Origin of the sequence: Rhizobium albus (assembly GCA_030160035.1) — a bacterium.
In the GTDB taxonomy this organism is placed as follows: Bacteria; Pseudomonadota; Alphaproteobacteria; order Rhizobiales; family Rhizobiaceae; genus Georhizobium; species Georhizobium albus.
The window spans coordinates 760,018-767,075 of the sequence record BSNO01000004.1 but is presented as its reverse complement, the minus strand read 5'-3'; the positions used below and the strand labels follow the sequence as shown (position 1 = coordinate 767,075).

Below are 7,058 nucleotides of genomic sequence, written 5' to 3'. Positions count from 1 at the left end.
CGTTGGTGAGCGGGTTATAGTCCGAGCTATTCGTTCCGGTCAACAGCCATTTTGCAGAAAAATCGTCGTCTGCGCGAACTTTTTATGACGGGCGTCCGCGAACCCCCGTGTTTCTGGGACTCGCGAGCCATTCGACGCTCTGACGAGATCCATTCCCACGTTCAGAGAACCACTCAAGGCACGGGCGCGCCTTCGCAGTCTTGTCTCGCTCGGCTTTTCTAGGAAGCCTTCCGTTCTTAATCGAGGGGAATCGGAATTGCTCGCTGCCAGGCGACGTCCCTCCATAAGGAGAGAGCATTTTGATGAGCCCCCGTATATGGATACGCGCGCGAGCAAGGCATGCGTCGCACGAATGCAGATCGCCGCCGCATCCTTGGCACAATCTTCGTGGATTAGGGTCTCTCTGTCTTCATCGGACAAAGCAACCCGATTCGGCGGTGTCTTGAAGCCGGTATGGCTGACCCCAAGGGTTTGACTTCACGCGTTTGAGAAGGCACAGAAGGTTCGATATCAGAAGAGACTTATGGAGTGGCCCGTCGTGAGGGCCATGGAGCGGGCACGATATCCGGGGATGAGGTCTAGAAGACATTCGACGAGCCAGATCGGGAACGAGCCGCCGCTAATGGCAGACGGGCGCCGGGCGCCCGACCGTCGCGAGATCTCGCTGCGCTGGCTTTCAGGCACTTTTCTGACAGGCGTGACCTCGTGCGCGCTGATGGGCATTGCGCTTTTTGCAGCCGTGAATGGACGCGAGCAACTGGCATTGCCGGCCCAGGCCATGGCGCTCAGCGCCGATGGCTCCGAGACGGCGCGCCGCGATGTGGCGAAAGGTGGCCGCATCGTTGCGTCGCTGGTGCCGTCTCGCCCCAAGGATCGCTCCATCATGGAAGTCTCCACGATGATCCGCGACGGCGATCGGGAAGTGATCCGACGCAAGCCCTTCGCTCACATTCAGGTGGCCCTGGCAGCAAACCACCAGACCCAGGAAGAGTATCCACCGTTCGATCCACTCGCGATCTTTTCTACGGGCACGGCAGAAGAAGCGCCCGCGACGGGCGACACGAGCGTCATCTATGGCGCGCAGGTGGAATCCGAAGTCAGCCTGCGAACGCGTGACTTCCCGCTCGGCGATACCGAACTCGCCTATGGAGCGGCCATCACCGTCGATGAGGCGGAAGAAACCGTGCGCAGCAACGGATCGATCCTGACGGACGGGTCGATCCAGGTGGCGGCGCTGCATTATGTCGACCCGCGCCGCTTCGCCACCGACGGTCTCGATCTCGACTTCAGTGCCAGCCTCAATTCCCGAGTCATCACCGAAAACGTTTCCGTCTCGGTCCAAGCGCCCTTCGATGCATCGGCGGTGGAGTATCTGGAAGACGTCATCACGGTCGGCGAAGAGCGCGAAATCATCGAAGCCATGGCGACGGCCGGCTATGACGACAGCCAGGCTGCCATGGTGTCCGGCATTTTCGCCAACCTCGCCGCATCCTCGCGGCTGAGAGAAGGCCATGTGCTTCGGCTCGGCATCGAGCAGCGCGGCGAGCAGACCCGCATCGTGCGCGCCAGCATCTACGACGGCACCGAGCATCAATTGACGCTCGCCGAAAACGATCGCGGCTATTTCGTGCGCGCGGTCGAGCCGGCCAATTCCGAGATCGTGGCCGCAGCGCTGGATACGGATGCCGTTCCCGTCCAGCCGGGCCGTGAGCTTCCGAGTGTCTATGACGGGCTCTACCGGGCAGCGCTTTCCTACGGAATGAATGCCGAGCTGACGTCGCAGATCGTCCGGTTGCTCGCAAGCGACATCGATTTCCAGGCGCGGCTTCGGCCGACCGACCGGCTCGAGGCCTTCTTCTCCGTCGAAGACGAAAGAGGCGAAGCGGGCGACGATTCCGAGCTTCTGTTCGTCAACGCGACGTTCGGCGATCGCTCGACGCGCTTTTACCGTTTCCGCAATCCGGAAGACCAGACGATCGACTATTATGACGAGGAAGGGCGCAGCGTTCGGCAGTTCCTGTTGCGCAATCCCGTCCCGAACGGTCGGTTCACGTCGTCCTACGGCATGCGCCGCCATCCGATCCTCGGCTATAGCCGCATGCATGCCGGCGTCGACTGGGCCGCACCGAGCGGCACGCCGATTCTTGCCTCCGGCAACGGCGTGGTCGAGAGCGCGGGCTGGCATTCCGGCGGGTTCGGCCGCCATACGGAAATCCGCCACGCCAATGGCTATGTCAGCACCTATTCTCACCAGAGCGCGATCGCCAAGGGCGTTGAGCCCGGCGCGCGGGTTACCCAGGGCCAGGTGATCGGCTATGTCGGTTCGACCGGCCTTTCGACCGGCCCTCACCTCCATTACGAGCTGAGCGTCAACGGCTCAAAGGTCGACCCGATGCGCGTGCGCCTTCCCGATGCGAAGTCTCTGGAAGGCGAGGCACTTGCCGCGTTCAACCAGGAACGCGAGCGTATCGATCAGCTGATGGAAGCGGACGGGTCGGAATCGGAACTGGCCAGCCGCTGATTTCCGGTAGTTTGCTCTTCAAACGCAAACCGGCGGCCCATCGGACCGCCGGCAGCTTTAGCTCTGGAAATCGACGCGTCTTATTGGATCGACGGCAACGCGCCCTGCTGGATCGATGGCTGCAGTGGCTGCGGCGCATTGACCGAAGGCTGCGCGGAAGCGGCAGGTGCCTGACCCGCCATCGGCTGTGTTTGTGTTTCCGTCTCCGACAGAAGCATCGGTTGATCGTCCACGAACTCGACCACGACACCGCGCTCGACCATTCCAGCGAGTTCACGCGCGTCCCAGTTGGTCAGGCGGATGCAGCCATTGCTTTCCGTCTTGCCGATCGCGGACGGCTCCGGTGTCCCATGAATACCGTAGGTCGGCTTTGAAAGTGCGATCCAGACCGTGCCGACGGGGCCGTTCGGGCCGGGCGGAATGGTCAGGACGCGATCATTGTTGCCCTGCTTGAAGTTGATGCGCGGATTGTAGGTGTAGTTCGGATCGAGCGCGATGCGTTCCACCGTGTGGGTGCCCGATGGTGACGGCGTGCCCTGGGAGCCGATCGTGGCAGGATATGCGGCCACAAGAGTGCCGCTCTCATCGTAGGCGAACACCTGCTTCAGGCTCTTGTCGGCGACGATGCGCGTGACCTTCGCCTTCACGTTGTTGCCCGTGTCCATGACCTTGATGACGGTGCCGGGGCGCGAGAAGTCTGCGTTCGGGTTGATCGCGCGCAGATAGCCCTCGTCCATGTGGAAGCGTTCGGCAAGCATTTCAGCCGGCGAGGTGAACGACATGTTTTCCAGAAGCGCCTTTTCCGAATAGTCGGTTGGCACCGAGGCGATGAACGGGCCCGCAACGTCTTCGTTGGTGATCGTGTATTGCTTGATCGGCAGGCCGCCGGTCGCGACCAGGCGGTTCATGATGCCGTCGACATCGTTCGGATCGATCCGCTCGCCGGTCGCCTGTTCGTAGGCAGCGAGTGCCTTGCGCACATTCGATCCGATCTGGCCATCGATCACGCCTGGAGAAAAACCACGGCGATCGAGATAGACCTGAAGAGCGGCAACTTCGGGCGAGCCGGCACGCGAGGGTGCAGGCGTGGCTGTCGCGGGGCCGCTCGTGCCAGCCGGCGGCGTATAGGGCTGGGGTCCGGAATTGTCATAGCCGGGATTGGACGGCTGGATCGGCTGGCGATCGACCGAACCATAATTTGGCTGCGGCGGGTAATACTGGCCCGGATCCTGCTGAGGAAAGGGCTGATACGCCCCATCGTCATATCCATACGGGTCGCGGTAGGGATCGACCCGACCTTCGAGCACAGGCTGGCCGCCATCATAATAGCCGCCGCCATTGTAATCCCGCGGAATGCTGCCGGTCACGGGCGCTCGATCCACGGGAGGCACGATCGAGACGACTTCGCCATACTGGTTGAGGAACACCCGGTTGCCGGCATTGTCGATGTATTCGCGAAGCTCCGGCAGCGGCGGGCGGCCATACGGATCGTAGTACTGCGCGATGGCCGGGGCAGCTGACAGCATCAGCGCCGTTGCGACACAGGAAGAGACGAGCTTCGACACTCCGGTTCCCTCTTTTCTTGCGATGGCCTTTCGACCATTCAGCCGTTGTTGAACGGCGATCCCCATATCAACGCAGCGGGCAACGAATCGGTTTGCGCCCACGCGAATGTCTATGATCCCTAGCGTTAATAGTTTGCGCGAAGATGGCGGTTTGAAGATGAACGGTTGCTGAAGCGCGAGCGGCCACACGCAAAAAAGGCGCCCCGACGGAGCGCCTTTGTCTGTTTTTCAAGCGATATCAGGCTGCGATGTTTGCACCCTGTGTCGTGCCGGATGCCCGGAACTGGAGCCGATCAGAGCCAGCGGTAACCTTGATGCGGCTGCCATCGGCAATCTCGCCCATCAGGATCTTCTCGGCGAGCGGATCCTGCACTTCCTTCTGGATCACCCGCTTCAACGGGCGGGCCCCATAGGCTGGATCGTAGCCCTTGTTGGCCAAGAACGTCCGAGCCTCCTCGTCAAGTTCGATGGTGATCTTGCGGTCGGCCAAGAGGCGCATCAGGCGCTGCAACTGGATTTCCACGATCTTGCCCATCTCCTGGCGATGCAGGCGGTGGAACAGGATGATCTCGTCGACGCGATTGAGAAACTCCGGTCGGAACGACGCCCGAACGACGTTCATGACGCTGTCGCGTACCTGATCGACATCCTCATCGTCGCCAAGATTGACGAGATATTCGGAACCGAGGTTCGACGTCATGATGATCATCGTGTTGCGGAAGTCGACGGTTCGGCCCTGGCCATCGGTCAGGCGGCCGTCGTCCAGCACCTGCAGGAGCACATTGAACACATCGGGATGCGCTTTCTCGATCTCGTCGAACAGCACGACCTGATAGGGACGCCGGCGTACGGCTTCCGTCAGCGCGCCGCCTTCCTCGTAACCGACATAGCCGGGAGGAGCGCCGATTAGCCTTGCGACCGAGTGCTTCTCCATGAACTCCGACATGTCGATGCGGACCATCGCCTGGTCGTCGTCGAACAGGAAATCGGCAAGCGCCTTGGTCAGCTCCGTTTTGCCGACGCCCGTGGGGCCGAGAAAGATGAAGGAGCCGAGCGGCCGGTTCGGGTCCTGCAGTCCCGCGCGGGCACGGCGCACGGCTTTCGAAACCGCCTGCACGGCTTCGCCCTGGCCGACGACGCGCTTGGCGAGTTCGTCTTCCATGCGCATCAGCTTGTCGCGTTCGCCTTCCAGCATCTTGTCGACGGGGACGCCCGTCCAGCGCGACACGATGTGGGCGATGTGATCAGGCGTGACCGTCTCTTCCATCATGCCGGCGGCAACGGTGTCGCCTTTTTCTTCCGCTTCGACGAGCCGCTTTTCGAGTTCCGGAATGCGCCCATAGGCAAGCTCGCCGGCGCGCTGGAATTCGCCATTGCGCTGCGCGATCGCCAACTCGTTGCGTGCTTCGTCCAGTTCCCGCTTCAGATCGGCGGCGAGACCAAGCTTCTGCTTTTCAGCCTGCCAGCGTGCCGTCAACGTGTCAGACTTTTCTTCCAGTTCGCCGAGATCCTGCTCCAGGCGCTCGAGCCGGTCGCGCGAGGCCTGGTCGGTTTCCTTGCGCAGGGCTTCGCGCTCGATTTTGAGCTGGATGATCCTCCGATCGAGTTCGTCGAGTTCTTCCGGCTTGGAATCCACCTGCATGCGCAGGCGGGCCGCAGATTCATCGACCAGATCGATCGCCTTGTCCGGCAGGAAGCGGTCGGTGATGTAGCGGTTCGACAATGTTGCGGCTGAAACGAGTGCACTGTCGGAAATGCGTACCTTGTGGTGCTGCTCGTACTTTTCCTTCAGGCCACGCAGGATGGAGATCGTGTCTTCCACGGTCGGTTCGCTAACGAAAACCGGCTGGAAACGACGGGCGAGCGCCGCATCCTTTTCCACGTGCTTGCGATATTCATCGAGCGTGGTCGCGCCGACGCAATGAAGTTCGCCGCGTGCGAGAGCAGGCTTCAGCAGGTTCGACGCATCCATCGCACCTTCTGTTTTACCGGCGCCCACCAGTGTGTGCATCTCGTCGATGAAGAGGATAATGTCGCCATTGGCTGACTGAACCTCGGTCAGGATGGCCTTGAGGCGCTCCTCGAACTCGCCGCGATATTTCGCACCCGCAATGAGAGCGCCCATGTCGAGCGCCATCAACTGCTTGTCCTTCAGCGATTCCGGCACGTCGCCATTGACGATGCGCAGAGCCAGACCTTCGGCGATCGCGGTCTTGCCGACGCCGGGTTCACCAATCAAAACCGGGTTGTTCTTGGTGCGGCGCGACAGGACCTGGATGGTGCGGCGGATTTCATCGTCGCGGCCGATCACCGGGTCGAGCTTGCCTTCGCGGGCATTGGCCGTCAGGTCGAGCGTGTATTTCTTCAGTGCCTCGAAGCTGTCTTCAGCCGATGCGGTGTCGGCCTTGCGGCCCTTGCGGGCATCGTTGATGACATCATTCAGCGCCTTGGCGGTGACGCCTGCCTGCTTCAGGATCTCCGCGGTCTTGGCGCTGGTCTCGATCGCCATTGCGAGCAGAAGCCGCTCGACGGTGACGAAGCTGTCGCCAGCCTTTTTGGCGGCCTCTTCCGCTGTCTGGAAGATCTTGGCGAGCGGCTGAGCGAGATAGACCTGGCCGTTGCCGCCGGTGACCTTCGGCAATTTGGCGAGCGCGGCTTCGACGGCCAGAAGCGCGTCCTTCGGACGGCCACCGGCGCGCTCGATCAGAGCCGCTGCCATGCCTTCGCTGTCGTCCAGAAGCACCTTCAGGACATGTTCGGGCGTGAATTGCTGGTGACCTTCAGCCAGAGCGTAGGTCTGGGCGGACTGCAGAAAGCCGCGGACCCGCTCGGTGTATTTTTCGACGTTCATGTGCGCATCTCCATTGTCGACCTCGCCTTCTCGAAGCACGAGGACACGATTTGCGATCGGCTCCCAATTCGGCAAGCCGTTTCCCGATGCATATGGGAAGCCGGTGACCACGCTGAAAGAG

General features: G+C 61.6%; 3 protein-coding genes. 1 reads left to right on the top strand and 2 read right to left on the bottom strand.

Features of this window, described 5'->3' with window-relative positions; all coding sequences use genetic code 11:
- Window positions 1-571 precede the first annotated feature (571 nt).
- The gene (locus QQL76_RS18945; protein WP_499208944.1) at window positions 572-2,521 is read left to right on the top strand and encodes a M23 family metallopeptidase; all 1,950 of its coding nucleotides are present in this window, start codon (window positions 572-574) and stop codon (window positions 2,519-2,521) included.
- 80 nt (window positions 2,522-2,601) lie between these two features.
- Here QQL76_RS18945 and QQL76_RS18940 read toward each other — a convergent pair whose 3' ends face one another.
- Together QQL76_RS18940 and clpB are read right to left on the bottom strand one after the other, a co-directional pair.
- A complete protein-coding gene (locus QQL76_RS18940; protein WP_499208943.1) occupies window positions 2,602-4,086 on the bottom strand; it encodes a L,D-transpeptidase family protein in 1,485 nt (494 codons plus the stop codon).
- 238 nt (window positions 4,087-4,324) lie between these two features.
- Complete coding sequence (gene clpB / locus QQL76_RS18935) at window positions 4,325-6,937, bottom strand: ATP-dependent Clp protease ATP-binding subunit (protein ID WP_499208942.1); 2,613 nt, start codon at window positions 6,935-6,937, stop codon at window positions 4,325-4,327.
- Window positions 6,938-7,058: the final 121 nt, after the last annotated feature.

What these genes read in the sequence shown, in the direction of transcription:
- clpB (WP_499208942.1), bottom strand. Translation starts at nt 6,937, where the DNA reads ATGAACGTCGAAAAATACACCGAGCGGGTCCGCGGCTTTCTGCAGTCC.
- QQL76_RS18945 (WP_499208944.1), top strand. Translation starts at nt 572, where the DNA reads ATGAGGTCTAGAAGACATTCGACGAGCCAGATCGGGAACGAGCCGCCG.